Raw genomic sequence first — 26,999 nt, forward strand, 5'->3', positions numbered from 1 at the left:
GCGTTCAGATGGCAGACATTCCCGTTGATGAGGTACGTGCCTCATGACCTTTCTCGGCATTGATATCGGAACCTCGGGCGTCAAGGCGTTGCTGATTGACGGCAACGGCAAAGCGCTGGGCGAAGCCACCGCCACCGCGGTCGAGCCGCTGCGGCCCCATCCCGGCTGGTCCGAACAGAACCCGGCCGACTGGTGGACCGCAACACTTGCCGCCGTCGACGCGCTCTCCAAGTCGCATCCATCCGAGCTGGCCGCCGTGCGCGGCATCGGCCTTTCCGGCCACATGCATGGCGCGACCCTGCTCGGCAAGGACGACGAAGTGCTGCGCCCTTGCATCCTTTGGAACGATGGCCGCTCGGCCGTCGAATGCAAGGAGATGGAAGCGGCGCTGCCCAATTTGCGCCAGCTCGCCGGCAATATCGCCATGCCCGGCTTCACCGCGCCCAAGATCGCCTGGGTGCGCAAGCATGAGCCGGCCATTTACGACAAGATTGCCAAGGTCCTGCTGCCCAAGGCCTATGTACGGCTGCTGCTGACGGGTGAGCATGTGGAAGACATGTCCGACGCATCAGGCACGCTCTGGCTCGATGTGGCCAAGCGCGACTGGTCCGATGAGCTGCTTGAAGTGACCGGGCTCAATCGCAGCCACATGCCGCGCCTCGTCGAAGGCTCGGCCGTGTCGGCGACGCTCAAGCGCGCGTTCGTCCAGCGCTGGGGCATGTCGGGCGATGTCGTCGTGGCCGGCGGTGCCGGCGACAATGCCGCCTCCGCCTGTGGCATCGGCGCCATCCGGCCCGGCGAAGGCTTTGTTTCGCTCGGGACGTCGGGCGTGCTCTTCGTCTCCAATGACAGGTTCCGCCCCAATACCGAAGGCGCGGTCCATGCCTTCTGCCACGCCATTCCCGATACCTGGCACCAGATGGGCGTGATCCTCTCCGCCACCGACAGCCTCAACTGGCTGAGCAAAATGACCGGCCAGAAGCAGGCCGCGCTATCGGGCGCTGCCGAGGCGCAGTTCACCCGGCCGGGCGAAGAAATCTTCCTGCCCTACCTTTCGGGCGAGCGCACGCCGCACAATAATGCCGGCGCACGCGGGTCATTCGTCGGCCTCTCGCACTCGACCGATCCGGCAAGGCTGGCTCAGGCGGTGATGGAGGGCGTTGCCTTCGCGTTTCGCGACAGCCAGCGCGTGTTGGACGACGCCGGGACCCGTATCGACCGGCTGCTTGCCGTTGGCGGCGGCAGCAAGTCGGCGCTCTGGCTCAAGCTGATCGCCACCAATCTCGACATGGAAATCGCCCTGCCCGAGGACGGCGATTTCGGCGGTGCGCTCGGCGCCGCCCGGTTGGGGCTCTGCGCCGCCGAGGGCGCCGACCCGGCCGATGTCATGATCATGCCGCCAATTCGAACCGTCATCGCGCCCGACGAAAAACTGTCGGCCGCCTACACCGATCAATATGCGCGTTATCGCGCGCTCTATCCCGCCATCGAGGAGGCACATCAGTGACTGATTTTTTCAAGGGCATTTCGCCGGTGAAGTTCGAAGGTGCCAACAGCACCAACCCGCTGGCCTATCGCCACTACAACAAGGACGAGATTGTCGCCGGCAAGAGGATGGAAGACCATATCCGCCCGGCCATCGCCTATTGGCACACTTTTGCCTGGGAAGGCGGCGACCCGTTTGGCGGCCGCACCTTCGATCGCCCCTGGTATGACAAGGGCATGGAAGGCGCCAAGATCAAGGCCGACGTGGCGTTCGAGCTGTTCGACCTGCTCGATGCCCCCTTCTTCTGTTTCCACGACGCCGATATCGCCCCTGAGGGCGAGACCCTGGCCGAGAGCAACCGCAATGTTCGCGAGATCGGCGAAATCTTCGCGCGCAAGATGGAACAGAGCCGCACCAAGCTGCTCTGGGGCACCGCCAACTTGTTCAGCAACCGCCGCTACATGGCCGGCGCCGCCACAAATCCCGACCCTTATGTCTTCGCCTATGCCGCCGGCCAGGTGAAGAACGTGCTCGAGCTGACCCACGAACTGGGCGGTGACAATTATGTGCTGTGGGGCGGCCGCGAGGGCTACGAAACCCTGCTCAACACCAGGATCGGCCAGGAGCAGGACCAGATGGCCCGCTTCATCCATCTGGTGATCGAGCATGCTGAAAAGATCGGCTTCAAGGGCCAGATCCTGATCGAGCCAAAGCCGCAGGAGCCGAGCAAGCACCAATACGACTACGACGTCGCCACGGTCTATGGCTTCCTCAAGCGCTACGATCTCGACAGCAAGGTGAAGTGCAATATCGAGGTCGGCCACGCCTTCCTCGCCGGCCACTCCTTCGAGCATGAGCTGGCCGTTGCCGCGTCACTGGGCATGCTCGGTTCGGTCGACGCTAACCGCAACGACCTGCAGTCGGGCTGGGATACCGACCAGTTCCCCAATTCGGTGCCGGAAACCACATTGGCCTTCTACCAGATCCTGAAGAATGGCGGCCTCGGCAAGGGCGGCTTCAACTTCGACGCCAAGGTGCGCCGCCAGTCCATCGATCCGGCGGACCTGCTGCATGGTCATATCGGCGGCCTCGACGTGCTGGCCCGCTCGCTCAAGGCGGCGCAGGCCATTATCGATGACGGCACCTATGACCAGGTCGTCGAGGCCCGTTACGCCGGCTGGAAGGAACAAGGCGCCCAGGCCATGCTCAATGGCCAGCGCTCCCTGGCCGAAATCGCTGCCTGGGTGGAAGCCGAGAACATCAACCCGCAGCCTCGCTCGGGCCAGCAGGAATATCTCGAAAACCTGATCAACCGCTTCGTCTAGGCGCGCCGTCGCGTCATCACAAACCGCAGATGAGGGGCGACAATCGGTCGCACCTCATCTAAACTGTCCTCGTTACGGGTCGCGGGTTCGCGGGAACGTGACGGGGGCAGCGTTCTACCGCCTGGCGACCTCCCAGTATGGAGGACGCATCATTATGGCCAACTTCCACGTCATCTCCGGCACGGGCGACAAGCTCGATCTGCCGATCATCCGAACCATCACCATTGCCGATCTGTTCGACGCGCTCAGGCGCGGCGCGGCCGACTTCTGGGAAAAGCCCAGCCATTACGTCATGCTGGTGCTGATCTATCCCATTGTCGGCATTGTGCTGACCGTCTGGATGAACGGCTACCAGACCTGGCCGCTGCTCTATCCGCTGGTGGGCGGCTTCGCCCTGATTGGTCCCTTTGCCGCCATCGGCCTCTATGAAATCAGCCGCCGCCGCGAGGCTGGCGAGGATACGTCCTGGAGCCATGCCTTCGAGGTGCTGCGATCGCCCGCCATCGGCTCGATCGCCGCGCTCGCCGTCATGCTGCTGGTGATCTTTACGCTCTGGCTCACGGCCGCGCAGGCGCTCTATGAGAGCCTCTTCGGCTCGTCACCGCCGCAATCATTGGGCGGCCTGCTGACCCAGGTCTTCACCGAGCCGGGCGGCTGGACGCTGCTGATAACAGGCAATCTGCTCGGCGCCATATTCGCCATCGTCACCCTCTGCACCACGGTCATCGCCTTCCCGCTGCTGCTCGATCGCGACGTAGGTGCCTTTGTAGCGGTGGAGACCTCGTTCCGCGCGGTGATGAAAAACCCGGTCCCCTTGATGGCCTGGGGTGTCATCGTCGGCGCCGGCCTGTTCGTAGGGGCCTTGCCGCTCTTCGTTGGCCTCGCCATCGTCATCCCGATCTTCGGCCACGCCACCTGGCACCTCTATCGCAAGCTGATCGAACCGGCTTCGGCGATCAGGGGCATGTAGCCGGCGCACCGGACGCACCAAAAACCCTCGGGTCAAGCCCGAGGGTGACGAACTGTGGATGCGGGGCGAACGGGCCTCGCGCCTGTTGGATTTCCACCCCAAACCCCCTAAGGTCGCCGCTCCCTTGCGAGACCTGTTTGCCTGATGCACATAACGCCAATCGAACCCGCGCTCACGCCGATGATGGCGCAGTATTTCGAGATCAAGGCGGTCAATCCGGGCTATCTGCTGTTCTATCGCATGGGCGATTTCTACGAGCTGTTCTTCGAGGACGCCGAGATCGCTAGCGCCGCCCTCGGCATTGTCCTCACCAAACGCGGCAAGCATCTGGGCCAGGACATCCAGATGTGCGGCGTGCCGATCCATGCCGCCAACGACTACCTCAACAAGCTGATCAAGCTGGGCCACCGCGTCGCCATCTGCGAACAGGTGGAAGACCCCAAGGAAGCCAAGAAGCGCGGCGCCAAATCCGTGGTCAAGCGCGACGTGGTACGGCTGATCACCGCGGGCACCCTGACCGAGGATGACCACCTCGACGCGCGGGCCTCCAACTTCCTCGCCGCCCTGTCGATGGTTCGTCACGGCGAAACCGATTTCGCTTTGGCCTGGGCCGATGTGTCGACTGGCGAAACCTTCACCGCCGATCTTGCTGCCGAACAGCTTCAGGACGAACTCGCCCGCATCGATCCGGCCGAGCTGCTGCTGACCGAGGCGACGCGCGCTACGCTGATCGAGCGGCATTTGTTTGCGCCGAACTTGGTCGGCATTGCCCATGCCGCCCCCTCAGAGAGCTTCGATAGCGAAGCCGCCACCGCCGCGCTGCGCGCCGCCTTCCCCGGTGGCGCCTTCGATCCCACTGCCTTGTCACGCGCCTCGCGCGCGGCCCTAGGGGCCATCGTCGCCTATGTCAGCGAAAGCCAGAAGGGTGTCGGCGTCGCCCTGCGGGCGCCGCAGCCCGATACCGCAACACGCCATCTCGCTATCGACGCGGCCACGCGCGCCTCGCTCGAGCTGCACCAGACCCAGCGCGGCCAGGTCAGGGGTTCGCTGCGCCAGGTGATCGATCTCACCGTCACCGCCCCCGGCTCCCGCCTGCTCTCGGCGCGGCTGGCGGCGCCCTTGGCCGACGCCACCGCGATTAACCAGCGGCTCGACGCGGTGGGCCTCCTCGCCAACGACACCATGCTGTCAGGCCGCCTGCGCGCCGATCTCAAAGCCGTGCCCGATCTCGCCCGTGCCCTCACCCGGCTGGCCCTGGACCGTGGCGGTCCACGCGACTTGGCGGCGATTGGCAAGGCGGTGAGTGCCGCCTCCGCACTGGCGGCGCATTTTGTCCGCATCGAAGACGCACCCGCCGTGCTTGCCCGGCTTGCCACAATTCTCGCGGCAGCACCCCTGCCCCTCGCCTCCGAACTGGCTCTGGCCCTCGATGACGACCTGCCGCTGCTCAGCCGCGACGGCGGCTTCGTGCGCAAGGGCTATGACGGTTCCCTCGACAATGAGCGGGCGCTGGCCAGCGAAACCCGTGCCGTGGTCGCCGCCCTCCAGGCCCGGCTGATCGAGGAGACCGACGTCCGTTCACTGAAAATCCGGCACAATGGCGTGCTCGGTTATTTCGTCGAGGTCCCGGCCGGGCATGGGACCAAGCTGCTCGAAGAACCGCATCGGCAGACCTTCATCCACCGCCAGACGCTGGCCAATGCCATGCGCTTCACCACCACGGAGTTGGCCGAGCTCGAAGGCCGTATTGCCCGGGCCCATGAGGCAGCGCTCGAAATCGAGCTCAAGGTGTTTTCGAGCCTCCGCTATGATGTGTTGAGCCGCACCGATGCCCTGCGCGATCTGGCTGACGCCCTGGCCGAACTCGATGTCACCACCGCGCTGGCCCATCTGGCTGCCACCCGATCCTATACCCGCCCCGAGATCGACAATTCCCTGGCCTTCGAGATCAAGGGCGGGCGTCACCCGGTCGTTGAGGACATGGTGATGACTGAGGGCCAGAGCTTCGTCGCCAATGACGCCGACCTCAGCGGCGACGACGCCATTGGTGGCGGGCGGCTGTGGCTGGTCACCGGCCCGAATATGGGTGGTAAGTCGACCTTCCTGCGCCAGAACGCGCTGATATCAATCCTGGCGCAGATGGGCAGCTTCGTGCCCGCCACTTCGGCCCATATCGGCGTCATCGACCGGGTGTTTTCCCGCGTCGGTGCCAGCGACGACATTGCCCATGGCCGCTCGACCTTCATGGTGGAGATGGTCGAGACCGCGGCCATTCTCAATCGCGCCACCCGCCGCTCGCTGGTGGTGCTGGATGAGATCGGCCGTGGCACCGCCACGTTCGATGGCCTCTCCATCGCCTGGGCGGCCGTCGAGGCCCTGCATGAAACCACCGGCTGTCGCGCTCTCTTCGCCACCCATTTCCATGAGCTGACCAGCCTCGCCAAGACCCTCACCCGCGTCTCAAACGTCACCATGAAGGTGCGCGAATGGGAGGGCGAGGTGGTGTTCCTGCACGAAGTAGGCCCCGGCGCCGCCGACCGCTCCTACGGCATTCAGGTGGCGCGGCTGGCCGGCCTGCCCGAGCCGGTGCTGGCCCGCGCCCGCCAGGTGTTGACGGTGCTCGAGCAACGCTCGGCGGGAACCGCCTCTTCCAGCCAGAAGGCCAGCGTGCTAGACGATCTGCCACTCTTTGCGCATCAGCCCCCTCCCCGGCCGACGCAGCAAGACCCAGTTCACGCCGCGCTCGACGCTGTCCGACCCGACGAGATGACCCCCAAGCAAGCGATCGAAGCGCTCTACGAGTTGAAGAAAATCCGCGATGACGCTCGTCGAAGCTGACGCCAAACCGCGAAAGCCGCTCTTCGTCCTCAAATCCGCCGAAACCCTCCTGGGTGAACTGGATGCGGCGATCGGCGAAGAAGCGCCCAAATCCAGCGCTGCCCGCGCCCTGGTGCTGGCCCATATGCGCAAGACCTTGGCCGAAGCCCGCAAGAGCGCCGAGGCCGAGTTGCTGGCGTCAGGCAAGGGCACCCGCTGCGCGCAGAACCTGTCCAATGCCCAGGACGAGATCATCGCCGCGGTGCATCTGTTTGCTGTCAGGCGCGTCTATCCCGTCGACAATCCCTCCGGCGCCGAGGCCATCGCGCTGTCCGCCGTGGGCGGATATGGCCGCGGCACGCTGGCACCAGGCTCCGACATCGATCTGCTCTTCATCCTGCCCTACAAGCAGACGCCCTGGGGTGAGCAGGTCACCGAGTATATCCTCTATATGCTGTGGGACCTCGGCCAGAAGGTCGGCCATGCCGTGCGCTCGGTGGATGAATGCATCCGCATGGCCCGCGCCGACATGACCGTGCGCACCGCCACGCTCGAAGCCCGCTTCCTCACCGGCGACAAGGCGCTGTTCGAGTCTCTGGTCAAGCGCTTCGAAACCGAAATCATGCCCAAGACGGGGCCTGAATTCATCGCCGCCAAGATGGCCGAGCGTGACGAACGCCATAAGCTCATGGGCAATACCCGCTATGTGGTCGAGCCCAATATCAAGGACGGCAAGGGCGGCCTGCGCGACCTCAATACGCTGTTCTGGATCGGCAAGTACTTCTACCAGGTCAAGACATCACATGAGCTGGTCGGCAAGGGCGTGCTGAGCGCCTCGGAATACCGCCTGTTCTCGCGCGCCGAAGACTTCCTCTGGGCCGTACGCTGCCACCTGCATTTCGTTACCGGCCGCGCCGAGGAAAAGCTGACCTTCGACGTGCAGCCCGAACTGGCTGAACGCATGGGCTATGCCCAGCGCATCGGCATGCTGGGGGTCGAGCGCTTCATGAAGCGCTATTTCCTTGTCGCCAAGGATGTCGGCGACCTCACCCGCATCATCTGCGCCAGCCTCGAATTCAACCACGCCAAGGACATGGATATCGTTGGCCGCGTGCTGGCGCCGTTCCGTTCGGGCAAGTCCAGGATCAAGGGTGAGACCGATTTCGTGCTCGATACCGGCCGGCTCAACATCGCGGCGCCGGATGTGTTCGAGCGGGACCCCGTCAATCTCATCCGCATGTTCCTCGTGGCCGGCCGCGAACAGCTTTTGTTCCATCCCGATGCCATCAAGCACATCACCCGCTCGCTGGGGCTGATCGACAACAAGCTCAGGGCCGACGCCAAGGCCAACGAGCATTTCCTGACTATTCTCACCGCGCCGGAATCGGTGGAACGCATCCTGCGCCAGATGAACGAGAGCGGCGTGCTCGGCAAGTTCGTGCCCGATTTCGGCAAGATCGTCGCGCTGATGCAGTTCAACATGTACCACCACTATACGGTGGACGAGCACCTGATCCGCTCGGTCGGCGTCATGGCCGATATCGCCAATGGCGGCCTGCGCGACCAGCTGCCTCTGACCCACGAATTGCTGCCGCAGCTCAACGATACCCGCCTGCTCTACGTGGCGCTGTTCCTGCACGACATTGCCAAGGGCCGCCCGGAGGATCACTCCATTGCCGGCGCCCGCATCGCGCGAAAGCTCTGCCCTCGCTTCGGCCTCTCCGCCGCCGAAACCGACACCGTCGCCTGGCTGATCCAATATCATCTGCTGATGAGCGAAATCGCCCAGGCCCGCGATATCCAGGACCCCGAGACGGCCAAGGCTTTTGCCGATGTGGTGCAATCGCCGCAACGGCTGGCGCTGCTGATGATCCTGACTGCCTGCGATATCCGCGCCGTTGGCCCTGGTGTGTGGACAGGCTGGAAGGGCTCGTTGCTGCGCGCCCTCTACTACGCCACCGAGCCGCTGCTCTCAGGTGGCCACAGCCAGGTCACCCAGTCCGACCGCATCGATTCCGCCAAGCGCCAGCTCGCCCAGGCGCTCGAAGCCTGGCCCCCGGCCGATGTCGAAACCTATACCGCCCGCCATTACGACCATTACTGGCTGCGCGCCGAGCCCGAACTGCAGGTCGAACACGCCCGCATGATCCGCCAGGCCGATATGGCTGGCGAGAGTTTTGCCGGTTCGATCCGCGTCAAGGCTTTCGAAGGCATTACCGAGGTCTCGTTCTACACCCCGGACCATCCTCGGCTGCTGTCGCTGATCGCCGGCGCCTGCACCATGCAAGACGCATCCATCATCGGCGCGCAGATCTTCTCGACCCGCGATGGCCACGCGCTCGATACCTTCCGCCTGCGCCGCAGCTTCACCTCGGACGAAGACGAAAAGGTCCGCGCCACCCGCATCATCGATACGGTCAAGCAGCTGCTGCAGGGCAAGCGCACCATCCTCATCGATCTGGGCAAGGAAAGCCGCCACAACAAGCGCCTAAAGCCCTTTGCGCTGCCCGCCGAGGTGGCAGTGTCCAATGCCTTGTCGGAAAAATTCACCGTCATCGAGGTATCAGGCCTCGATCGCATGGGCCTCCTGCATTCGCTGACCCACCAGATTTCCGACCTCAACCTCACCATCGGCTCGGCCCATATCGGCACCTATGGCGAAAAGGCCGTCGACGTCTTCTACGTCACCGACCTGACCGGCCAGAAAATCATGAGCAAACCGCGTCAGCGTAAGATTCATGATGCGCTGATGGGTGTGTTCCACCCGCGCGCCGAGGCGAAGGTGGCGAATGGCTAGTCAGGGGGCGTCGCCCCACACTTCACCTCTCCCTTTGGGGGAGAGGTCGACGGCGAAGCCGGCGGGTGAGGGGGCCTTCCCCTCGCACCATGGCCAGAAAAGGCCCCCTCACCCGGCCCTGCGGGCCGACCTCTCCCCCAGAGGGAGAGGTGAAGAGGTTCCATGAGCCTCTACCGCAACTTCCTCTCGGTCGGCGGCCTCACCCTTGTCTCGCGCGTCGCCGGCTTCGCCCGCGACGCATTGATGGCGGCCGTGCTCGGTACGGGCCCTGCAGCCGACGCCTTCTTTGCTGCCTTCCGCTTCCCCAACCTGTTTCGCCGCCTCTTCGCCGAAGGCGCCTTCAACACCGCCTTCGTGCCCATGTTCTCGGGCGCCCTCGAACAGCAGGGCCCCGATGCGGCGCTCGACCTCGCCGCCCGCATCATGAGCTGGCTCGTCGCCATGCTGATCGTGGTGACCATCCTCGCCGAAATCTTCATGCCGCAAATCATGGTCGCCTTTGTCCCGGGCTTTACCGACGACAAAGCAAAATTCGACCTGACCGTGCTGCTGACGCGGATCATGTTCCCGTACCTGGCCTGCATGTCGCTGATGGCGGCCTATGGCGCCATCCTCAATTCGCTCGGCCGCTTCTTCGCCGCCGCTTTCGCCCCGGTCATCCTCAACATCGTCAATATCGCCGCGATGATTCCGCTGGTGACCTTCTGGGTGCAGGATCCGGCCGGGTCAGCCGTCTGGGTTGGCGTCGCCACCATGGCGGGCGGCGTGGCGCAGCTCTGGCTGGTCTGGTCCGCCATCAAGCGCGCCGATTTCGTGCCCGAATTCCGCCTGCCGCGCCTCGATCCCGAAGTGCGCCGCTTCTGGGTACTGGCCATTCCGGCCATCCTCACCGGCGGCATTACCCAGATCAACATCTTCGTCGGCACCATCATCGCCTCGGGCGCCGACAATGCCATTTCCATCCTCAATTATGCCGACCGGCTCTATCAGCTGCCCCTCGGCATTATCGGCATCGCCATTGGCACCGTGCTGCTTCCCGAACTATCCAGGCACCTAAAGGGCTCGCGCGCGGCCGAGGCCCGCGCCACCCAGGACCAGTCGCTCCTGATCGCCATGCTGCTCTCCATGCCGGCGGCAACGGCGCTGATATCAATGGCTGAGCCCATAGTGCGCGTGCTGTTCGAACGTGGCGCCTTCGATGCGCTGGCGACGACGCAGACCGCGCAAGCGCTGATCGCTTTCTCGACTGGCCTGCCCGCCTACGTGCTGATCCGCGTGCTGCAGCCGGGCTATTTCGCCCGCGAGGACACGGTGACGCCGACCATCTTCGCCGGCATTTCTGTGGTCGCCAATATCGGCCTGTCGCTGCTGCTGTTTCCCACCTATCTGCATGTCGGCATTGCCATCGCCACCTCTGTCTCGTCCTGGCTCAATGCTATCCTGCTGGCGGTTTTCCTCGCTTTGCGCGGCCATTTCGCGCTGACCCGCGCCGAGTGGATCAAGCATGTGCTGATCCTGCTCAGCAGCGGGGTGATGGGCGGTGCGCTCTACCTCCTGGCGCAGCGTGGCGCCGCGCACATGACCACGGCGGCTCCCGTTTGGGAGCAGGTCAGTGTACTGGGCGTGCTCGTGGTTTTCGGCATGGTGGTCTATTTCACCCTGGTCCACATCACCCGCGCCCAGCCGTTGGGCCTGCTGCTGCGGCGGCTACGGCGGAGCAAAACGACTATCAAGGCCCCCGACACCAAACTCGACGGTTCCAAATAAGCCTTTTCGCTTATAAAGGTTGCCGATCAATACCCAATAAGCGCTTATACCATGACCTTCACGCCTCGCATTTTCTCCGGCATCAAGCCCTCGGGCGACCTGCATCTGGGCAATTACCTCGGCGCTATCCGCCGTTTCGTGCCCCTGCAGGACACGCATGAGACGATCTATTGCGTCGTCGATATGCACGCGATCACCGTGTGGCAGGAGCCAGAGGACCTCAAGCGCTGGACCTATGAGATCGCCGCCGCCTATATCGCGGCAGGGCTCGATCCGAAGAAGTCGATCATCTTCAACCAGTCGCAGGTGATGGAACATGCCGAGCTGAGCTGGATTTTCAACTGCGTCGCCCGCATGGGCTGGATGGAGCGGATGACCCAGTTCAAGGACAAGGCCGGCGAGAACAGCGAGAATGTCTCGCTGGGCCTGTTCGCCTATCCCAGCCTGATGGCGGCCGATATCCTGCTCTACAAGTCCACCGGCGTGCCTGTCGGCGATGATCAGCGCCAGCATCTGGAGCTGACGCGCGATATCGCCAAGAAGTTCAATCACGACTTCAAAAAGCAGATCAAGGCCGAGGGCCACAAGGGCGACTTCTTCCCCATCACCGAGACCCTGGCCACCGGCCCGGCCATGCGGGTGAAGTCGCTCAAGGACGGCACCAAGAAGATGAGCAAGTCCGACGCCTCGGACATGTCGACCATCTACATGATGGATGATGCCGATACGATCGCCAAGAAGATCAAGCGCGCCACCACCGATGCCGATGCCCTTCCCAGCGAGGCCGCGGGCCTGGCCGGCCGCGCCGAGGCCGAGAACCTGGTCGGCATTTATGCCGCCCTCTCCAATCGTTCGGTTGATGATGTGCTCGGTGAATTCGGCGGCAAGGGCTGGGGCACCTTCAAGCCCGCTCTGGGCGATCTTGCCGTGTCGGTGCTGTCCCCGATTGCCGAGGAGATGAAGCGGCTGGTGGCCGATCGCGGCGAGATGGACACCATTCTGCGCGACGGCGCCGACCGGGCCCGGGTCATCGCTCAGCCCATCATGGCCGATATCCGCAAGATCGTTGGATTCATCCGCTAGGAGCGCTTCCAGGAAAAGCGTAAGCGGTCTTCCTGGCAACGCGACCAACAAGAACTTAGGAGCACGCGCATGTACGCAACCGAATACAAGCGCAAATTCCTCGTCGTCATCGATGAAACGCCCGAATGCGAGCGGGCGCTCACCTTTGCCGCCTACCGCGTCAAGCGCACCGGCGGCACGGTGGTGCTGATGAGCGTCGTGCCCAAGCCCGAATTCATCGGCCTGGGCGTCGAGGATGTGTTGCGCGCCGAAGCGGTCGAAGAGGCCGAGCGCAATCTCGACGCACGGCTGGCCCGTCTGCGCGACATCGGCGATGTGAAGGTGGAATCGGTCATTCGCGAAGGCGAGGCCGCCGAGGAGATCGAGCGCGTCATCGATCAGGACCGCGACATCGCCATCCTGGCGCTGGCCGCCTCCACATCCAATGAAGGCCCCGGCCCGCTGGTCATGCATTTCGCCAACCGCGCCAATGCTTTGCCGATCCCACTGACCATCGTCCCCGGACGCATGAGCGACGACGAAATTATCGCGATCTGCTAGCCGGCGCTCCGCGCAAAATCGCTCCAGCGGAGTGATTTTAGGCTAGCAGGCCACGAGAGCTATGCTCGAATGGCCCGGCCCCTCGGCATATCCGATCTGTACCTCTCCTCGACGGGGAGGCTAGGAGGGGGTGATGGGAGCTCCGACATTAGGGCCAGCCCACCCCACCCCACCCTTGATCCCTCCTGTCGACTGAGAGATCAGCGAAACGCCTAGACGTCCTCAGGCCCCCACCTGCTTCCTCTTCAACAAGCCATCATTGATGAACGTCCCAAACGGAAAGAACGCCGCCAGCGTGGTCCGTGCCCATTCCCAGCCGCTGAACCCCCGCCCCCAGAGGCAGATCACCATGGCCAGCAGGTAGAGGATGAAGGCCACGCCGTGGATCAGGCCCACCGGCGGCACCAGCTGCGGAAAGCCGAACCAGTATTTGGCCGGCATGGCGACGAGGAACAGCGCCAGGGTTGTAATGCCCTCGAGCAGCCCGATATATCTGAATGTGCGGATCATGATATGATCCTAGCGCATGTCGGCCGCGCGCACCGATGAGACGAAGCGTCGCGAAAGCGCTTGCGCTCCCCGCGCAAAAGTCTATTTTAGAAACGTTCTAATTACCTCCGTCCAGGAACCGTCCGATGTTCATCCAGACCGAAGCCACGCCCAATCCCGCGACCCTCAAGTTTCTGCCCGGGCGCGATGTGCTGGTTGGCGAGCCGCGCGATTTCCGCAGCGTCGAAGCCTCGGTCGCCTCGCCTCTGGCCCAGGGCCTGTTCGCCATTTCGGGCGTGACCGGCGTGTTCCTGGGTTCCGATTTCATCTCGGTAACCAAGGACGACACCAATTGGGCCCACATCAAGCCGGCCATTCTCGGCGTCATCATGGACCACTTCCTGTCCGGCAAGCCTGTTATCGTCGAGGGCGGCGCTGACGTTGCCAATTTCGACGAGGTCGAAGAGTTCTTTGAAGCCGAAGACAGCGAAACCGTCGAAGTGATCAAGGAATTGCTGGCCACCCGCGTGCGCCCGGCCGTCGCCATGGATGGCGGCGACATCACCTTCAAGGGCTTCAAGGAGGGCACTGTCTTCCTGCACATGCAGGGCGCCTGTTCCGGTTGCCCATCCTCGACCGCCACGCTCAAGAGCGGCATCGAAAACCTGCTTCGCCACTTCGTCCCCGGCGTCGAGTCGGTGCAGCAGGTCTAAACCAGCAAGTTTGGCAGCAAGCCAAGGGCCCGGTGTGTTGAGCGCCGGGCCCATTCCTTTGTACGGTGCATCACACGCGGCAAGCCTAACGTGCGACAGGTCGCGGCAGCCAGCGCTTTTCGACCTTGCACACCATGGTATAGGCCGGATCGAACACATTGCCGACCTCGTAGCGCACCACCTGCCCCAGCAAATGGCTGGCCGCCACGGCGGACAGGCCATAATCGGCCATCAGCCAATCGAACATTTCGGTCGTGGCGTGCTGCAGGGCCTGGTCGAGCGGCCGCGCATTGCCGACAGTAAAGATCGTGTCTTCCGTCTCCCCGCGCGGCCAGCCGAGCTTTAGCCCTTTGCGCAGGCTGAGACGCAGTTCGACCTCCATCGCGGTCTCGACGCCCGTCCCGGCAATTTCACCGTCACCCTGGATGGCGTGGCAATCGCCCAGAAAGAACAGCGCCCCGGGCACCGAAACCGGGAAATAGGCCGTCGTGCCCGGCCCGAAGCCGCGATAGTCCATATTGCCGCCATTCTCGGCGCTGGTGGCGGTCGAAAAGGCCTGTCCCAGGCTGGGCGCCACACCGAAGCAGCCGATCATCGGCGCCAGCGGCAGCACCAGATGCTCCAGTCCGGCAACCGGCTCCTTGAGCCGCACCGTGCCGGCGGCGCCGTCGATAATCCAGTCCGCCCGATCGCGCGGCGGCAGGTCGCGTACCCGCTCCGGATCAACCACATTGGCGGCGAGGACGGCGCGGGTCCAGCCATTCTCCCGGATCGGCGTCATGCGGATGATTTCGACCGCCAGCGCGTCGCCCGGCTCGGCCCCGGTGACGAAAATCGGCCCGTTCATCGGATTGGGACCCGGCCAGCGCGCCACGCCATGCTTGTCATCGCCGCCGGCATCGATGGTTTCGGTGACGACGCTATCGCCATCGGCAACGGTCAGCGCCGGCGGAACAGTGCCCAGCACATTGTGCCAGGTGGTGGGGACCAACCGGTGCGTGGCCATGCGAGGATGCTCCTACTCGGCCGCGGCTTTCTGCTCGGCGCTGCGCTGATCGGTAATGGCGAGCGGCTCGCGCCCGTCGTCGCGCTTGCGGCGGATGCGCAGCCGCTTGATGCGGCGGCTATCGGCAGCCAGCACTTCGAATTCGAAGCCGTCGAGCTTGTCGACCCGCTCGCCGCGCTTGGGCACATGGCCGGCCAGATCGAACACCAGGCCGCCGATCGTGTCGACATCCTCGGCATAGTCGCCGGGGTCGAAATCGGGGCCGAGCATGGTGCGCACATCGCTGAGTTCGGCACGGGCATCGGCAATATAGGTATCGGCGCCCACCTTGCGGATCAGCGAAGCGGCCAGCTCGTCGTGTTCATCCTCGATCTCGCCGACCACCGCTTCGAGCGGGTCCTCGATGGTCACGAGGCCATCGGTGCCGCCATATTCGTCGACCACGATGGCCATGTGCACGCGCGAGGCGCGCATCGATTGCAGCAGGTCGCCCACCGGCATGAAGGTCGGCACGAACATGGCCGTGCGCACCAGCTCGAACTTGGCGAGCTTCTGCTTCAGCACGGTCGAGACCAGTTTGACCGGCACGTCCTTTTCGGGGTCGTTGACCGGCTCGGTGATCTTGCTCAGCGCATCCTTGACGTGGACGAAGCCCAAAATGTTGTCGAGCCCGTCATCATAGACGGGCAGGCGCGAATGGCCGACCTGACGGAACTTGGCCAGAAGCGTGCCGAGATTGACGTCCATCTCGATGGCCTGGATGTCGCTGCGCTCGACCATGACGTCGGCGACCGACACATTGGAGAGCTTGAGCACGTTCTGCAGGATCGTGCGTTCGCTCTCGGAAAAATCGGCAGCTTCGGCGCTGCCCTGCTCGTCGAGCGCGACCTGCAGGTCGTCGCGGAGCGATACAGTGCGCAAGGCCAGCATGGCCTTGATGCGGTTCCAGATCGACGGCCCCCGTGCAGGCACGGAGGCGGGACTAGAGGGAGGCTCGGGATTGGTGGGCGCCGGATGGCCCAGACTGTCACTATCGTTCATGGTCTCTCGCCGCAGAGAAGGCGGCTTATCTATCCTCGAAACGGGAAAAACGCCCGGATGCTTGTCGTTCCGGCCCTAATCGGCATAGGGGTCATCGACCCCCAAGTCAGCCAATATCTGGGTTTCGAGACCCTCCATTTGAAGAGCCTCCGCGTTATCGAGGTGATCATACCCTAAAATATGCAAAAATCCATGCACCACGAGATGGGTGAAATGATCGTCGAAACTGGTGCCCTGGTCCGCCGCCTCGCGCTCCAGCGTTTCGCGCGCCAGGGTGATGTCGCCGAGAATGCCGACGACCGGGCCGAACGGCTCGATCTGCGGGAAGCTCAGCACATTGGTGGAGCTGTCCTTGCCCCGCCATTGCCGGTTGAGCTCGTGCTGCTCCTCGTCATTGGTCAGCAGGATCGACAATTCCGCCGCGCCCTTGATCTTGGGCTTGGCGAATGCCAGCGCGGCCATAACGGCTTCTTCAGCACGACCCTCAAGGTTTTCGGGCCAGGCGTCGTCATTGATGATGACGGCAATGTCGAGGGGGGGCGTCGGCTTGGGCATAGAGCTTTCAATATCCGCGATGTCATCCCGGCGCAGGCGGGGATCCGTGTCCGTGGCTTACCGCAACACCAAGCGTGAGGCCAATTCTCCGAATGGATTCCGGCCTCCGCCGGAACGACATCGCGCAGAATTAAGCCTTGGGCAGCGTGCCCAAGGTCCGCGCCAGGCCCTCGGTATCGCCGGCCTTTTCGGCGAGCTTCTTGGCCGTGTCGGCCTCGTAGGCGCGCACGATGCGGCCAACCAGGGCGTGGCGCACCACATCCTTGTCGTTGAAGCGGGAAATATGCACGCCCTCGACGCCGTCGAGCAGATGCACCGCTTCCACGAGCCCCGATTTCTCGCCGCGCGGCAGGTCGACCTGGGTCGGATCGCCGGTCACGATCATCTTGGAGTTCTCGCCCAGGCGGGTCAGGAACATCTTCATCTGCATCGAGGTGGTGTTCTGCGCCTCGTCGAGAATGACCACCGCATTGGCTAGCGTGCGGCCGCGCATGAAGGCCAGCGGCGCCACTTCGATGATGCCCGAAGTGATGCAGCGCTCGACATTCTCTGGCTTCATCATGTCGTAAAGCGCGTCATAGAGCGGGCGCAGATAGGGATCGACCTTCTCCTTCATGTCGCCGGGCAGGAAGCCCAGGCGCTCGCCGGCTTCGACCGCCGGACGGGAAAGGATAATGCGGTTGATATCGCCGCGTTCGAGCAGGCTCGCCGCATGCGCTACCGCCAGGTAGGTCTTGCCGGTACCGGCCGGACCGATGCCGAACACCAATTCGCTCCGCTCCATGGACCGCATATACGCGTCCTGCGCCGGGGTGCGGGCGACAATAGTGGATTTGCGCGTGGCGATCTGGGCCATGCGCACCTTGCCCTTGCGCTCCAGCGTCGGCAGGGTGAGCTGGCTGTCCTCGGTCTCGATCATGCGGATGACGCCGTCCACATCGGAGATATCGACCGAGCGCCCCTCTTCGAGGCTGGCATAGAGCGATTCGAGCACGCGCCGTGCCTGGTCGACCGAAGAGGCCGCGCCTTTGAGCAGGACATGATTGCCGCGAGGGGTGGCCGAAACCTTGAGCCGCTGTTCGATCAGCGCCAGGTTCTGGTCAAAATCGCCATAAAGCTGGGCAGCGAGGCGGTTGTCTTCAAAAGCGAGTTCGAGTTGCGATGCGAGTGCGTTGTCTGCGGTCGGTGACAAATGCCTGCTCAAACTGGTGTGGCTCCCGAAACGGGCGGCGCGGGCTTGCGCCGCGTGTGACAAGGTGAGGCTAGGCCGATTTGCCTCCGGTGTCTGTAGCAATATTGTGACGCTCCTCGCCGGCCGCAAGGCGGCAAAAACGCTCCAGTGGAGCGTTTTTAGGCGAGGAGGCCATGAGGGCTATGCCCGAATGGCGGCCATCCACAAGGCGGCCGGAGGCTATTTGGCCACTTTCCGAGGCGCCGGAGGCAGGCGCTCGAGCAGCACAATGTCGACTGTGTCGCCGGCACTTTTGCCGAGTGCCTTGAGCAGGTCGCCCTTGATGGGCAGCTTGTGCCGCCCGTCTCCCAGCGGCATGAAGGCGCTCGTCATGGCCACGCCGTCCACCGTGGCTTCAATTTTCACCAGGCCCCGCGTGCCGAAGAAGCTGGCCGATTCCGGCCACACGAGGTAGGTCCAGCCGCCCTTGCTCGGGCTCTTCTCGATCGTGGCCGTGAAACTGACCGGCAATGGCGTCGTCATGGCGAAACCTCCCGATTCGACAGCGCCGATGCTGTCCGTTCTTTGCCCACCACGAGGCAGATAGTCATGACCACCACCGTCATGAGCGCGTCGAAGACGTGAATGCCGTAAAGGGCGGGCGGATACTGTTCGTGGATCACCGATCCTGCAATGGCCATGGCCTGAAACCCAAACCACAGCACCAATGTCACGCGCAGCGACGGCCATAGGCCCACCGCATTCGTGCGCCGCAGCACATAGGCGAGGGCGAATGCCACGGCCAGGTTGCGCACCAGCTGCGCAATGGGTTGCCACGGCGCCATCGCGTCGCTCCCCGCTGCGGCGAGCCCGGAAAGCTCGCGCCAATAGGACCCCACCACCGCGCCATAGTAGACTGCGCTGCATATGAGCGCCGCCACGGCGGCGACAGCAATGCGAATAATCATCGACTTGTTCATCTTAACCTCCATCACTGAAACCATGTCGCTTCAGTTTTGGGGTTTTCGACAGCGTCACGAGAAAAAGCGGGGCGCGCGTCCCAAGACTACGGCGCGCTCTTGCTCGCCTCACGCGCCCGCAACTCGGCGAGGTAGTCCCGCAATAGCGCCGCGCGCCGTGGCCGAAAGCTGCTGCCTGTCGGCTCCAGCGCGATGATCCGCTCCAGCCGAAACATGCGGAATGCCTCGCGCAGGCAGCACCAGGCGAGGGCTGTCAGCGTTCTGTCGGTATAGACCACGGCCAGCGGCAGGATGGTGCGCTCAGTGACGGCATGGCCCTTGTCGGCATAGCTGATGGTCAGCGCCTCTTCCTGCCAGCAGGCCCGCCTCATGGCATCCATATGTGGCACGCGCGCATAGCGCGCGTCGGGGCGGTAGACCTGCGAAATGGCGTGGAACAGATACTGCTCGCGATCATCGGGCAAGGTCGCAGCCACCTTCGCCAGCACCGAAATCGCCGCTTCGGCCAGATCAGGGTCGCCCATGTGCCGAACCTCGGCCAGTCCCAGCGCGATAGCTTCGATCTCGGTGCGGTCAAAAGTCTGCGGCGGCAGCGCATAGTCCTCCACCAGCCGATAGCCATAGCCGCGCTCGCCCTCGATACGGGCGCCAGCGGCGCGCAGGCTGTCGATGTCGCGATAGAGCGAGCGCAGCGACACCTCGGTTTCCGCCGCCAGCCGCGCGGCGGTGATCGGGGCCGGCATGACGCGCATGGCCTGCAGCAGGCGAAACAGTCGGTCGGGTCGGGCCATTTATCAACTGCCGGAAATTGTCAGTTGGCGGCGTTTATACCGGTTGCATCAAGCCAAACCAACAGGAGCTTCCGATGGCCGTCAAAACTGCAACCCACCTCAATTTCCGCGGCGATGCCCGCGCTGCGCTGTCATTCTACCATTCCGTCTTCGGCGGTGATCAGGCCGTCATCACCTACCAGGATGCCGGCGCGGTACAGAACCCCGCCGAGGCCGATCAGGTCATGTGGGGCCAGGTGCTGGCTGCCAACGGCTTCCACATCATGGCCTATGACGTGCCATCGCGACTCGACTGGAATCCGGGCGAAATCCCGTTCTTCGTCTCGGTGCGCGGCGACAGCGCCGACGAGATCGCCGGTTACTGGGAAAAGCTGGCAGTCGGCGCGACACTGCTCGCCCCGCTGGCGCCCTCAGGCTGGGCCCCGCTCTACGGCATGCTCAAGGACAAGTTCGGCGTGACCTGGGTGCTTGACGTCGAAGCCGCCTACACCGGGGCGTGATCGCCGGGCAAGTGGCGGGTTCCATGCCCCCGCCGCTTGCTCCGCCAAACTCACTCGTCCTGAACATTGTAGGTCAGGCGCGGCCAGTCGCCGCCGGACATCCATTCCAGCAAGTGGGCCCGAAACGCTTGCCGGGCGACGACCGCGCCGGTCCGCCACCACCAGATGACGTCCGCCGCCGCTTCTCCGGCGATCGAGGGATAGACATAAAGGCAACCCAGATAGGCCCCATCAGCGCCCTCGATCACCCAGGCGAAGCTCCGGCGCGCCTCGAACTCGCGCTGGTGCCAGGCCAGATCGATGAGGTTCTTCTCTTTGGTCAGCCCATCCGGCCAGTTTGAGCCGGGATTGGCGGCCTTGATATCGGCCGCACTTGCCATGATGGCGCTGAAGTCCCGGTCGAGATCATTCACTGACAGGGCTCGTAGCGCGACCTCACCCAGAGCGTGAATCGCCGGAATAGACCGGTTCTTGAACAGAGGGTGAGGTCTCACGCCGCTAAGCCGCTACTGCCTGCCTCAACCGCCCGACCAGCGAATTGGTGCTCGTCCCCACGATCTCCACCTGATGGATCGCCCCGATCAGGTCGGTACTCCCCTCCAGATGCACGGCCTGCAGATAGGGCGAGCGTCCGCCCACCTGCCCCGGCATGCGACCCGGGCGCTCGATCAGCACCGGCAGCGTCTTGCCGACGCACGAGGCATGGAAGGCTGTGGTCTGCGCATTGACCAGCTCCTGCAGCCGATAAAGCCGCTCGGTCTTGACCGCCTCGTCGATCTGGTCGCCGAGGTTCGCACCGGGCGTGCCCGGCCGGGTCGAATATTTGAACGAATAGGCCGAGGCATAGCCGACTTCGCGGATGATAGTCAGCGTATCCTCGAAATCCTGGTCCGTCTCGCCGGGGAAGCCGACGATGAAGTCACCCGATAGCGCCATATCCGGCCGGGCCGTCTTGATGCGTTCAATCACGGCCATGTACTCGGCCGCCGTGTGGCGCCGGTTCATCGCCTTGAGGATGCGGTCGGAGCCGGACTGCACCGGCAGGTGCAGATACGGCATCAGGATATCGAGGTCGCGATGTGCGGCCATCAGCGCATCATCCATGTCGCGCGGATGGCTGGTCGTGTAGCGCAGGCGCTCGAGGCCGGGGATTTCGGCCAGCAGATAGGCAAGTTCGCCAAGTCCTACACTGCGCCCTGCCCCGTCGAGACCGTGATAGGCATTCACATTCTGCCCGAGCAGGGTGATTTCTTTCACCCCCGCCTCGACCAGTCCGCGCGCCTCGGCAATCACCTGCGCCACTGGTCGCGAGACCTCGGCGCCGCGCGTATAGGGCACCACGCAGAACGAGCAGAACTTGTCGCAGCCTTCCTGCACCGTCAGGAACGCGGTCAGCCCGCGCTTGATGGTCACTTCCTTCTTGGCGGCCGGCAAATGCTCGAACTTGTCTTCCTCGGGGAAGTCGGTGTCGATCACCGCCCGCTTGAGGCTTGGATGCATATGCCGCTGCGCTTCGGCCTGTAGCAGCATGTCGGGCAGCTTGTGATAGGCCTGCGGGCCGAACACCATGTCGACTACCGGCGCGCGGCGGGCGATTTCCTCGCCCTCGGCCTGCGCCACGCAGCCGGCCACCCCGATCAGCATGTCGCCGCCCATGGCCCGGCGCTCATTCTGCAATTCCTTGAGCCGGCCGAGTTCGGAAAACACCTTCTCCGAGGCCTTTTCGCGGATGTGGCAGGTGTTGAGCAGCACCAGGTCAGCCTGCGCCATGTCCAGCGTTGTCTCATAGCCGTGTGGCGCCAGCGCATCGGTCATGCGGTCGCTGTCATAGACATTCATCTGACAGCCATAGGTCTTGATGAAGAGCTTCTTGGTATTGGGGCGCGTCTCGGTCATGCCGGGTCTTTAGCACGGCCGTTCCGCAGGGACAAAGCCTGCAACGCCGCCGTGCAACTCCCATCCGCTCCGGGTGTTTCCCTACCAATAGAGCAAGGAGTTCGACCCATGACGCACACAACTAGCCACAAGACCGGCAAGGACCACGATGCCGCCGCCATGAAGCATGGCAAGAAGCCCGGTCCCAAGGACTCTCCGGTCCAGGTCCGCAATGCCGGCAAGGAAGCGCTCGCGGATAAGCCCGGCAAATGGGACAAGCAGGACGATGCGGTGGACGAGAGCTTTCCGGCCAGCGATTCCAGCGCCAAATACTGAGCCGGCGTGGCATTTGTGCAAGCCGTGTTGATGTTTTGACCGGCGGGTCCGGCATGCCCTCTGGACGCCGCGCTATCTGACGCTATGGTCCGGATGCGGCTGACCGGTGTGATGGAATTCGGCCGCTGAAAGTGCGGCATGGCGGGGGCGACTGAAGAGCTAGCAGAAGAGCGCGCGCCGGTTGCCGCCGGAGCGTCGCGTTCGGTCGCGGTCTATCTCTTCGCGCTGGTGCTGGTGATTCTCATCCCGGCGCTGGTGGTGTCGCTGGTCCTGCTCAACCGCAATAACCAGGCCCAGGAAGAGGTGGTGCGCGCGCTCACCAATGCCACCGTGCAGGCCATCGGCCAGTCGGTCGAGCGCGAAATATCCGGCATGGTGACGACCCTGCGCGTGTTGTCGACCAGCGAGGCCTTTGCCGAAAGTACCCTTGCCGAATTTCATGAGCGTGGCCTGGTCGCCCTGTCCGGCAGCGGCGCCTACCTGCTGGCCCTCGATGCCGATTTCAACCAATTGCTCAATACCCGCGTTCCGTTTGGCACGCCGCTCGGACCTACATCCGACCGACGCTCAGCCACTGCGGCGCTTGACCGTGGCGCTCCGACCGTCTCTGGCGTGTTCTTCGGCCAGACGGCGCAGCAATGGGCGTTCAACGTGCTGCTGCCGGTGCCCGAGCATCCACAGGCCGTGCTGCTGGTCCTGACCCGCAATGCCTCCAATCTGGCCGCGGCGTTGCAGTCGCGGCAATTGCCGTCGGGTTGGCACGCCGCCCTCGTGGATGCCGATAACCTGGTCATCGCCGCGACCGCCGATGCCGGCTCGCAAACCGGCAATGTGCTGCCCATGCGCCAGACCCTCGATTCCGCCCCCGACGAATGGCGGCGTGAACGGCTCGATGGCCAGACGGTGGTGACCTCGGAATGGCGGTCGGGCCTGTCGGGTTGGCGCGTCATTGCTTGGGCCTCGACCGAGGCCGTCGAACGCCCGCTCGGCGACTCCCTCCTCTGGCTGGCCGCCTGGGGCGCCATCATCGCGGCGGCGGCAGGCCTCATGGCCTTTCTCATCGCCGCACGCATCGGCCATTCGGTGCGCGGCCTGCGCCGCGACGCGCAGCGGCTCGGCCGTGGCGAGCCCGTCGCCGCCAAAGCCTATCCAGTCGCCGAGATCGCCGAGGTGTCCGCCGCCCTTGCCGCCGCCTCGACGCAGCGCCAGGGGGCCGAGAGCGAAGTGCGCTTCCTGATGCGCGAGGTGGCCCATCGCAGCAAGAACCAGATGACCGTGATTGCTGCCATGGCCAAGCAGACCGCCCGCGGCGCCGATGACGTGGCGAGTTACGTGCAGGCCTTCGAGCGCCGCATATTGGGACTGGCCCGTTCCACCGACCTGCTGCTGACCAATGGTCGCGCCGGCGTGTCTTTGGGCGAGCTGGTCGATAGCCAGATCGCGCCGTTCAGCCCGCCCGACGCCAACCGCGTCGAAACGAACGGCCCCATGGTGCGGCTCAATGTGCAGGCGGCGCAGATCGTCGGCATGGCCCTGCATGAGCTCTCGACCAATGCAGTCAAATACGGCTGCTTTGCCGATGGTGACGGCACTCTCGCCGTGCGCTGGAAAGTGGAGGGCGACCGGCTCGACTTCGTCTGGCGCGAGACGGTCCGTGCCCTCCACGATGGCGGCGACCGGGTCGGGTTCGGCACCACCGTGCTCAAATCCATGGTCGGCCGCTCGCTCGGTGCCGAGGTCGAGCGGTTCAGCCACGCCAATGGCATCGAATGGCGCTTCGCCATTCCGCTGGCGGCCATCGATCCTGCGCGGATGCCCCAGCCGGCCGAACCGGAGCCGGCCGAATAAATTCTGGCATTGCACCGCTCTTTGCACTATAGGGACGCCAGTCTTCGGCCTTTGGCCCAAGGCTTTCATGGCCCCTCCTGGACGACATCCCGGCCGGGGCGACCACAATCCTCGTTCTGAAAGGATCTATCCGATGTCGATTACTGCCGAGCGCAAGACTGCTCTTATCGAGGAATACGCAACCAAGGCCAACGATACCGGCTCGCCGGAAGTCCAGGTCGCGATCCTCTCCGAGCGTATTGCCAACCTCACCGAGCACTTCAAGGATCACGGCAAGGACAACCATTCCCGCCGCGGCCTGCTCAAGCTCGTTTCGACCCGCCGCCGCCTGCTTGACTACGTCAAGAAGGTCGACGAGGCCCGTTACAAGACCTTGATCGAAAAGCTCGGCCTGCGTCGCTAGACGCGCCAGTTGAATTGCGGGTGCGGGGATTTGCTCTCCGCACCCGCCTTCGTTCATTTCGATGAGCGAAAAGCGTAGACCGGCGAATGCCGGAGCATGGCAGGATTATTGGCCGCTCCTCTCGCCTCACGCTCGCAAAATCAAACGCTTGGTTTTGATCCCGTGAGGCGCCTGAAGATCTTCAGGAGCTGCTTGTTGTCTTGCCCATGTTTCGTCTTCGCCAAGGACGTAAACCGCGCCTGATTTTGAGCCCGCGTCACACATGGGGTGTGCCGGCGGGTGCGGGCGCACCGGACGAGTTCGCGGGATTTTCCTACGCCCCTGCGTTACCGCTCTCCGGCAGAATGGAAAGACGATACCATGTCGACGATCAATTTTGACTACCACAAGGTCGAGCTCAACTGGGGCGGTCAGCCCCTGACGCTCGAGACCGGCAAGATGGCCCGCCAGGCCGATGGCGCTGTGCTCGCCACCCTGGGCGAGACCGTGCTGCTGGCAACCGTCGTCAGCGCCAAGTCGGCCAAGCCGGGCCAGGACTTCTTCCCGCTGACCGTCAACTACCAGGAAAAATACTTCGCCGCCGGCAAGATCCCGGGCGGCTACTTCAAGCGCGAAGGCCGTCCGACCGAGAACGAAACCCTGGTTTCGCGCCTCATCGACCGTCCGATCCGCCCGCTCTTCCCCGAAGGCTACAAGAACGAGACCCAGGTGGTCGTGACTGTTCTGCAGCACGACATGGAAAACAACCCGGACGTGCTGGCCATGGTCGCCGCCTCCGCGGCGCTCACCATTTCGGGCGTTCCCTTCATGGGCCCGATCGGCGCTGCCCGCGTCGGCTATGTCGATGGTCAGTATGTGCTGAACCTCCCCGTTGACCGCCGCTCCGAGTCCAAGCTCGATCTCGTCATGGCCGGCACCGAAGACGCCGTGCTGATGGTGGAATCGGAAGCCAAGGAACTGAGCGAAGAAGTCATGCTTGGCGCCGTGATGTTCGGCCACGCCGAAAGCCGCAAGGTGATCCAGGCCATCATCAAGCTGGCCGAGCTGGCTGCCAAGGAACCGCGCGACTTCGTCGCTCCGGACTATTCGGCCCTCGAAGCCGAAGTCCTCAAGGTTGCCGAAGCCGACCTGCGCGCCGCCTACAAGATCACCAAGAAGGAAGACCGCTACGACGCGGTCGACGCCGTCAAGAAGTCGGTCAAGGAAGCCTTTGCCGCCAAGGTCGAAGCAGGTGAAGTTTCGGCCGAAGACCTCGGCGAAGTGATCCACAACCTCCAGGCCAAGATCGTGCGCTGGAACGTGCTCGACACGGGCCTGCGCATCGACGGCCGTGACCTCAAGACCGTCCGCCCGATCGTTTCCGAAGTCGGCGTTCTGCCCCGCACCCATGGTTCGGCGCTGTTCACCCGCGGCGAAACCCAGGCGCTGGTCGTTGCCACTCTCGGCACCGGCGAAGACGAGCAGTATATCGACTCGCTCGAAGGCACCCAGAAGCAGAACTTCCTGCTGCACTACAACTTCCCTCCCTACTCGGTGGGTGAAGCTGGCCGCATGGGTTCCCCGGGTCGTCGCGAAATCGGCCATGGCAAGCTGGCCTGGCGCGCCGTCAACCCGATCCGTCCCTCGATCGAGGAATTCCCCTACACGATCCGCATCGTGTCCGAGATCACCGAGTCCAATGGCTCCTCCTCGATGGCAACCGTCTGCGGCACCTCGCTGGCGCTGATGGATGCCGGCGTGCCGCTGGCGCGTCCTGTTGCCGGTATCGCCATGGGCCTGATCCTGGAAGGCGAGAAGTTCGCTGTTCTCAGCGACATTCTCGGTGACGAAGATCACCTCGGCGACATGGACTTCAAGGTGGCTGGCACCGAAGTCGGCGTTACCTCGCTGCAGATGGACATCAAGATTGCCGGCATCACCGAGGAGATCATGAAGATCGCCCTCGAGCAGGCCAAGGGCGGTCGTATCCATATCCTGGGCGAGATGGCCAAGGCACTCTCCGCTTCGCGTGGCGAAGTCGGCGAATTCGCGCCGCGCATCGAGACCATGAAGATCCCGACCGACAAGATCCGTGAAGTGATCGGCACCGGCGGCAAGGTGATCCGCGAGATCGTCGAAAAGACCGGCGCCAAGATCAATATCGAGGACGACGGCACGATCAAGATCGCATCGTCTGACGGCTCGCAGATCGAAGCGGCCATCAAGTGGATCCGCTCGATCACCGACGAAGCCGAAGTGGGCGCCATCTACCAGGGCACCGTCGTCAAGACCGCCGATTTCGGCGCCTTCGTGAACTTCTTCGGCGCCAAGGACGGCCTCGTGCACATCTCTCAGCTCGCCGAGCAGCGCGTTGCCAAGACCACCGACGTGGTCAAGGAAGGCGACAAGGTCTGGGTCAAGCTCCTGGGCTTTGACGAGCGCGGCAAGGTCCGCCTCTCCATGAAGGTTGTCGACCAGGCAACCGGCAAGGAAGTCGCCAAGGACGCCGAAGCGGCCGCCGAATAAG

General features: G+C 63.8%; 24 protein-coding genes. 14 read left to right on the forward strand and 10 right to left on the reverse strand.

Annotated features, from left to right (window positions below; genetic code table 11):
* The first annotated feature begins 43 nt into the window (after window positions 1-43).
* The 8 genes from xylB (at window position 44) to MF606_RS21295 (ending at window position 12,785) form a co-directional block, all read left to right on the forward strand.
* Window positions 44-1,507 carry a xylulokinase gene (gene xylB, locus MF606_RS21260; RefSeq protein ID WP_240231321.1) on the forward strand — a complete coding sequence of 488 codons (1,464 nt, stop codon included), beginning with the start codon at window positions 44-46 and terminating at the stop codon, window positions 1,505-1,507.
* Window positions 1,504-2,811, forward strand: coding sequence for a xylose isomerase (gene xylA, locus MF606_RS21265; protein ID WP_240231322.1), 1,308 nt, complete (start codon window positions 1,504-1,506; stop codon window positions 2,809-2,811). Before xylB ends, xylA begins: the two co-directional genes overlap by 4 nt.
* A 154-nt stretch (window positions 2,812-2,965) precedes the next feature.
* Complete coding sequence (locus tag MF606_RS21270) at window positions 2,966-3,781, forward strand: DUF2189 domain-containing protein (RefSeq protein WP_240231323.1); 816 nt, start codon at window positions 2,966-2,968, stop codon at window positions 3,779-3,781.
* A 144-nt stretch (window positions 3,782-3,925) separates the two neighbouring features.
* Window positions 3,926-6,619, forward strand: coding sequence for a DNA mismatch repair protein MutS (gene mutS, locus MF606_RS21275; protein WP_240231324.1), 2,694 nt, complete (start codon window positions 3,926-3,928; stop codon window positions 6,617-6,619).
* Window positions 6,600-9,395: a [protein-PII] uridylyltransferase gene (locus MF606_RS21280; protein ID WP_240231325.1), complete on the forward strand. Its 2,796-nt coding sequence runs from the start codon at window positions 6,600-6,602 to the stop codon at window positions 9,393-9,395. Before mutS ends, MF606_RS21280 begins: the two co-directional genes overlap by 20 nt.
* Window positions 9,396-9,557: 162 nt before the next feature.
* Window positions 9,558-11,162 carry a murein biosynthesis integral membrane protein MurJ gene (gene murJ / locus MF606_RS21285; RefSeq protein WP_240231326.1) on the forward strand — a complete coding sequence of 535 codons (1,605 nt, stop codon included), beginning with the start codon at window positions 9,558-9,560 and terminating at the stop codon, window positions 11,160-11,162.
* Between the two features lie 51 nt (window positions 11,163-11,213).
* On the forward strand, window positions 11,214-12,245 hold the full coding sequence (gene trpS / locus MF606_RS21290) for a tryptophan--tRNA ligase (protein ID WP_240231327.1): 1,032 nt from the start codon (window positions 11,214-11,216) through the stop codon (window positions 12,243-12,245).
* 69 nt (window positions 12,246-12,314) lie between these two features.
* Window positions 12,315-12,785 (forward strand): universal stress protein, encoded by a 471-nt coding sequence (locus MF606_RS21295; protein ID WP_240231328.1) that lies wholly within the window; start codon window positions 12,315-12,317, stop codon window positions 12,783-12,785.
* A gap of 222 nt (window positions 12,786-13,007) precedes the next feature.
* Here the strand turns inward: MF606_RS21295 and MF606_RS21300 are convergent, their stop codons facing one another.
* Window positions 13,008-13,295 (reverse strand): DUF3817 domain-containing protein, encoded by a 288-nt coding sequence (locus tag MF606_RS21300; protein ID WP_240231329.1) that lies wholly within the window; start codon window positions 13,293-13,295, stop codon window positions 13,008-13,010.
* 125 nt (window positions 13,296-13,420) lie between these two features.
* Here MF606_RS21300 and MF606_RS21305 point away from each other — a divergent pair, with 125 nt between their 5' ends.
* Window positions 13,421-13,987: a NifU family protein gene (locus MF606_RS21305; RefSeq protein WP_240231330.1), complete on the forward strand. Its 567-nt coding sequence runs from the start codon at window positions 13,421-13,423 to the stop codon at window positions 13,985-13,987.
* Between the two features lie 85 nt (window positions 13,988-14,072).
* On the opposite strand, the gene MF606_RS21310 is transcribed toward MF606_RS21305, so the two are convergent.
* The 7 genes from MF606_RS21310 to MF606_RS21340 form a co-directional block, all read right to left on the reverse strand.
* Complete coding sequence (locus MF606_RS21310) at window positions 14,073-14,993, reverse strand: acetamidase/formamidase family protein (protein ID WP_240231331.1); 921 nt, start codon at window positions 14,991-14,993, stop codon at window positions 14,073-14,075.
* A 12-nt stretch (window positions 14,994-15,005) separates the two neighbouring features.
* Window positions 15,006-16,034 carry a hemolysin family protein gene (locus MF606_RS21315; protein WP_240231332.1) on the reverse strand — a complete coding sequence of 343 codons (1,029 nt, stop codon included), beginning with the start codon at window positions 16,032-16,034 and terminating at the stop codon, window positions 15,006-15,008.
* A 75-nt stretch (window positions 16,035-16,109) separates the two neighbouring features.
* Window positions 16,110-16,589, reverse strand: a complete 480-nt coding sequence (gene ybeY, locus MF606_RS21320) for an rRNA maturation RNase YbeY (protein WP_240231333.1) — start codon at window positions 16,587-16,589, stop codon at window positions 16,110-16,112.
* Between the two features lie 130 nt (window positions 16,590-16,719).
* The gene (locus tag MF606_RS21325) at window positions 16,720-17,781 is read right to left on the reverse strand and encodes a PhoH family protein (protein ID WP_240231334.1); all 1,062 of its coding nucleotides are present in this window, start codon (window positions 17,779-17,781) and stop codon (window positions 16,720-16,722) included.
* A 219-nt stretch (window positions 17,782-18,000) separates the two neighbouring features.
* Entirely contained in the window at window positions 18,001-18,303 is a 303-nt protein-coding gene (locus tag MF606_RS21330; protein WP_240231335.1) for a DUF1905 domain-containing protein, read from the reverse strand.
* Window positions 18,300-18,740, reverse strand: a complete 441-nt coding sequence (locus tag MF606_RS21335; RefSeq protein WP_240231336.1) for a DUF1761 domain-containing protein — start codon at window positions 18,738-18,740, stop codon at window positions 18,300-18,302. The genes MF606_RS21330 and MF606_RS21335 overlap by 4 nt, the downstream gene beginning before the upstream one ends.
* Before the next feature lie 86 nt (window positions 18,741-18,826).
* On the reverse strand, window positions 18,827-19,531 hold the full coding sequence (locus MF606_RS21340) for a helix-turn-helix transcriptional regulator (protein ID WP_240231337.1): 705 nt from the start codon (window positions 19,529-19,531) through the stop codon (window positions 18,827-18,829).
* A 74-nt stretch (window positions 19,532-19,605) separates the two neighbouring features.
* On the opposite strand from MF606_RS21340, the gene MF606_RS21345 reads away from it, so the two are divergent.
* Window positions 19,606-20,031 carry a VOC family protein gene (locus tag MF606_RS21345; RefSeq protein WP_240231338.1) on the forward strand — a complete coding sequence of 142 codons (426 nt, stop codon included), beginning with the start codon at window positions 19,606-19,608 and terminating at the stop codon, window positions 20,029-20,031.
* A gap of 50 nt (window positions 20,032-20,081) precedes the next feature.
* On the opposite strand, the gene MF606_RS21350 is transcribed toward MF606_RS21345, so the two are convergent.
* Together MF606_RS21350 and miaB are read right to left on the reverse strand one after the other, a co-directional pair.
* Complete coding sequence (locus MF606_RS21350; RefSeq protein WP_240231339.1) at window positions 20,082-20,444, reverse strand: hypothetical protein; 363 nt, start codon at window positions 20,442-20,444, stop codon at window positions 20,082-20,084.
* 85 nt (window positions 20,445-20,529) lie between these two features.
* Window positions 20,530-21,927: a tRNA (N6-isopentenyl adenosine(37)-C2)-methylthiotransferase MiaB gene (miaB, locus tag MF606_RS21355; RefSeq protein ID WP_240231340.1), complete on the reverse strand. Its 1,398-nt coding sequence runs from the start codon at window positions 21,925-21,927 to the stop codon at window positions 20,530-20,532.
* Between the two features lie 108 nt (window positions 21,928-22,035).
* Here miaB and MF606_RS21360 point away from each other — a divergent pair, with 108 nt between their 5' ends.
* From MF606_RS21360 to pnp, 4 genes are all read left to right on the forward strand, one after another.
* On the forward strand, window positions 22,036-22,242 hold the full coding sequence (locus MF606_RS21360) for a hypothetical protein (RefSeq protein ID WP_240231341.1): 207 nt from the start codon (window positions 22,036-22,038) through the stop codon (window positions 22,240-22,242).
* Window positions 22,243-22,380: 138 nt separating this feature from the next.
* On the forward strand, window positions 22,381-24,090 hold the full coding sequence (locus tag MF606_RS21365; RefSeq protein ID WP_240231342.1) for a sensor histidine kinase: 1,710 nt from the start codon (window positions 22,381-22,383) through the stop codon (window positions 24,088-24,090).
* A gap of 133 nt (window positions 24,091-24,223) precedes the next feature.
* Window positions 24,224-24,493 carry a 30S ribosomal protein S15 gene (gene rpsO / locus MF606_RS21370; protein ID WP_240231343.1) on the forward strand — a complete coding sequence of 90 codons (270 nt, stop codon included), beginning with the start codon at window positions 24,224-24,226 and terminating at the stop codon, window positions 24,491-24,493.
* A 360-nt stretch (window positions 24,494-24,853) separates the two neighbouring features.
* Complete coding sequence (gene pnp, locus MF606_RS21375) at window positions 24,854-26,998, forward strand: polyribonucleotide nucleotidyltransferase (protein ID WP_240231344.1); 2,145 nt, start codon at window positions 24,854-24,856, stop codon at window positions 26,996-26,998.
* Window position 26,999 lies beyond the last annotated feature (1 nt).

The organism is Devosia lacusdianchii (genome assembly GCF_022429625.1).
Lineage (GTDB): Bacteria > Pseudomonadota > Alphaproteobacteria > Rhizobiales > Devosiaceae > Devosia > Devosia lacusdianchii.

Coding starts and splice junctions, on each gene's coding strand:
- xylB (WP_240231321.1), top strand. CDS start 44: ATGACCTTTCTCGGCATTGATATCGGAACCTCGGGCGTCAAGGCGTTG.
- MF606_RS21270 (WP_240231323.1), top strand. CDS start 2,966: ATGGCCAACTTCCACGTCATCTCCGGCACGGGCGACAAGCTCGATCTG.
- mutS (WP_240231324.1), top strand. CDS start 3,926: ATGCACATAACGCCAATCGAACCCGCGCTCACGCCGATGATGGCGCAG.
- MF606_RS21280 (WP_240231325.1), top strand. CDS start 6,600: ATGACGCTCGTCGAAGCTGACGCCAAACCGCGAAAGCCGCTCTTCGTC.
- murJ (WP_240231326.1), top strand. CDS start 9,558: ATGAGCCTCTACCGCAACTTCCTCTCGGTCGGCGGCCTCACCCTTGTC.
- trpS (WP_240231327.1), top strand. CDS start 11,214: ATGACCTTCACGCCTCGCATTTTCTCCGGCATCAAGCCCTCGGGCGAC.
- MF606_RS21295 (WP_240231328.1), top strand. CDS start 12,315: ATGTACGCAACCGAATACAAGCGCAAATTCCTCGTCGTCATCGATGAA.
- MF606_RS21300 (WP_240231329.1), bottom strand. CDS start 13,295: ATGATCCGCACATTCAGATATATCGGGCTGCTCGAGGGCATTACAACC.
- MF606_RS21305 (WP_240231330.1), top strand. CDS start 13,421: ATGTTCATCCAGACCGAAGCCACGCCCAATCCCGCGACCCTCAAGTTT.
- MF606_RS21310 (WP_240231331.1), bottom strand. CDS start 14,993: ATGGCCACGCACCGGTTGGTCCCCACCACCTGGCACAATGTGCTGGGC.
- MF606_RS21315 (WP_240231332.1), bottom strand. CDS start 16,034: ATGAACGATAGTGACAGTCTGGGCCATCCGGCGCCCACCAATCCCGAG.
- ybeY (WP_240231333.1), bottom strand. CDS start 16,589: ATGCCCAAGCCGACGCCCCCCCTCGACATTGCCGTCATCATCAATGAC.
- MF606_RS21330 (WP_240231335.1), bottom strand. CDS start 18,303: ATGACGACGCCATTGCCGGTCAGTTTCACGGCCACGATCGAGAAGAGC.
- MF606_RS21335 (WP_240231336.1), bottom strand. CDS start 18,740: ATGAACAAGTCGATGATTATTCGCATTGCTGTCGCCGCCGTGGCGGCG.
- MF606_RS21340 (WP_240231337.1), bottom strand. CDS start 19,531: ATGGCCCGACCCGACCGACTGTTTCGCCTGCTGCAGGCCATGCGCGTC.
- MF606_RS21345 (WP_240231338.1), top strand. CDS start 19,606: ATGGCCGTCAAAACTGCAACCCACCTCAATTTCCGCGGCGATGCCCGC.
- miaB (WP_240231340.1), bottom strand. CDS start 21,927: ATGACCGAGACGCGCCCCAATACCAAGAAGCTCTTCATCAAGACCTAT.
- MF606_RS21360 (WP_240231341.1), top strand. CDS start 22,036: ATGACGCACACAACTAGCCACAAGACCGGCAAGGACCACGATGCCGCC.
- MF606_RS21365 (WP_240231342.1), top strand. CDS start 22,381: ATGGCGGGGGCGACTGAAGAGCTAGCAGAAGAGCGCGCGCCGGTTGCC.
- rpsO (WP_240231343.1), top strand. CDS start 24,224: ATGTCGATTACTGCCGAGCGCAAGACTGCTCTTATCGAGGAATACGCA.
- pnp (WP_240231344.1), top strand. CDS start 24,854: ATGTCGACGATCAATTTTGACTACCACAAGGTCGAGCTCAACTGGGGC.